This window comes from Bacillus sp. P4_D3 (assembly GCF_056401855.1).
This window is the reverse complement of the sequence record NZ_JBFUIN010000453.1, coordinates 1-2525: the sequence shown is the minus strand read 5'-3', so window position 1 is coordinate 2525 and position 2525 is coordinate 1. Positions and strand designations below refer to the sequence as shown.

The window sequence follows — 2525 nt, the reverse complement described above, 5'->3', positions numbered from 1 at the left end:
CAACTATACTACCAGGTGACTCAATTGAAAGGTTATTCATTGCCACCCAGGTAGGAGAAATCTTTTACATAGGAGACGGAGTTATAAGGACTTTTTTAGATATTCGCCCGCGAATCATAAAATTAGGCACATCTGAAGAAGGGGTTTCTAGTAGTGGTTACGATGAACGAGGATTGCTAGGACTAGCGTTTCATCCACAATTTTATCAAAATGGTTTATTTTACCTTCATTATTCAGTAGCTGGCACTCAAGGTCCGGGTGCCCTTTCTGAACCTTTTAAACCTGATCCATGTGATCCGAAAACTTTAAACTTAAAGTGGGTAAATAGAGATAATCAATATGATCATATTGATACGGTTGAGGAATGGATTTTACAATCACATGGTCAATCTCAAAAACGACGGACATTACTTAACATAAGAAGGCCCTTTTTTAATCATAACGGAGTCAATAGTTTAAACTTTTCACCTGAGACTGGAAAACTTGTTTTTACAAATGGAGATGGTGGATCGGGTTATGATCCATTTAATTTAAGCCAGGATGATTTAGAAATAGCGGGTAAAATAATTGAAATCGATGTAAGTAAAAATACATTCATAAATAACCCTCCAGTAGTTACGCGATTTAATGAGTTTCCTTTATCTATACAAGAAACACTTACAGTAATTGCGAAAGGAGTTCGTAATATAACAGGTATTTCATTTCAAAGGTTTTATAATCAGTATATCAAATATGCTGGAAATGTCGGGCAGGATATTGTAGAGTCTATTTTTTCGTTTGTTCATTATAAACCCATACCGGTTACCGAACTTGTTCAAACGCATTTAATGAGATCCACTCCCATTCAAGATGGATTTATTAATTTTGGTTGGCGAGGATGGGAAGGAGAATTACCTACTTCTTTTATAAGGCACTGTTCTGAGAACCCTACTTTGGATGAGAGAACAATGGCTTATTATAATGAAACAATTCAAACGTCAGTGAGACGTATTCAGCCTCTAATTAGTTATTTTCATAAAGATTCCAGACCGGATAAGTTTGGAGGAACTTCACTTACAGGAGTTCAGCCTTATATGGGAACTGCAATACCAAATTTAACTGGTAGCGTCGTGTTTACCGATCTTGCCAAAAAAGAAGAATCTCGGTCTCCAGTTAAAGGTGTTTTAGCATATACTAGGGCAAGTATAGACGATAAACGTAATGATTTTCATGTTATTGAAACCAATTATGATTTTGGTGCTCAAGCAGCTTATTATGTTAGTTTAGGAACAAACTTAGATCAAACTAGATTATATTTAGGAGTTTACGGTTCTATGAAAGTAACTGATTTTAACAAAGGTACTATTTATGAAATTGTTCCATGATACGATATAAACTCTAAGTCTAAAAATATAAGAAATTCATTATTCTTCAAAATGCACGACCTGTTGTCCCTCTAAAAAACTTCTATGCATAAACGATTAGTAGAAAGTTAACTCGTAAACCATAAGTGTATGAATAATTATAGTAAGTGATGAATTAGGTATCTTTAGGAGGTATTTTGATGAATCGCTTTAGATGCTATTGGTATCAATGGATGATAGAGCAGGATGCGAATTTTGTTCATAAAAGAAAGGTGACTCCTGCAAGTAGGTTAGTCATTACAGCGTTACTCGGTTCATTTGCTGCTATTTTTCAATCTGCGGGGAACTTAATCCCTGGAATTGGGTTATTTATTAGTCCTTTCGCGACGCTACCGATTTTTCTGGCTATTTGTTATTCTATTCGTGAGGGAGTACTTTCTTATATTCTTACTATTTTCCTATTATTCATTATTGAGCCAAGTGAACTAATTGTCTTTCCCTTTACTACAGGATTATTAGGTATAGCGTTAGGAGTATCCTTTTTACAATTCAAGAGGAGGATTTGGGTAATTTCCTTTTCAGCGATATGTCTACTTATAGGAATTATGATCATTCTCGATATCTTCCGTTTTCCTGTACTTGGTCCTACTATTCATACAACTATGGATATAAAAGTTATTACATTAATATTTATACTGAGTTTTCTATACTGCTGGATCTATGCAGAGCTATGTAGAATAATAATGAATAGAGTATATAAAGTATGGTCTTAACAATTGTATAAAATCTTTTTGAACGAATACACTTTCTCATATATTTTCAAAGATTGGAGATTTAAGTCATGTATAACGTTGAAATTAGAAGGCCGAATTCGGATGATATTGATGAACTAAATTTGTTTTTTCGTATAGTTATTACGAATACTTATAAAAACGAAGGGTTATCACAACTATTAGATGACATAGAAAATGAAATTAATTCGAAAAAGCAATATTTGAAAAATGATTTTGATAGTAATGGRGAAAGTCGTTACTTTTTATTAGCAATAGATACAAGTAACAATAAAATCATTGGAACGATTGAAATCGGTCCAGCAAGTACATTAATTAATAGTTGTACAGGCGGTGTACTTAAGGATTTGTATGAAATAGGAACTGTATTTATACTTCCGGAGTATCAAAG

At 33.4% G+C, this 2525-nt stretch carries 2 protein-coding genes and 1 pseudogene; all 3 read left to right on the top strand.

All coding sequences use genetic code 11. The features are described 5' to 3' along the window. Window positions 1-1364: PQQ-dependent sugar dehydrogenase (locus AC1DTM_RS22605; RefSeq protein WP_477000931.1), on the top strand; the 1364-nt coding region annotated here is incomplete at its 5' end. 179 nt (window positions 1365-1543) lie between these two features. Next, window positions 1544-2116, top strand: coding sequence for a YybS family protein (locus AC1DTM_RS22600; protein ID WP_002161642.1), 573 nt, complete (start codon window positions 1544-1546; stop codon window positions 2114-2116). 68 nt (window positions 2117-2184) lie between these two features. Next, window positions 2185-2525 (top strand): annotated as a pseudogene (locus AC1DTM_RS22595) (GNAT family N-acetyltransferase); the annotation flags it as partial.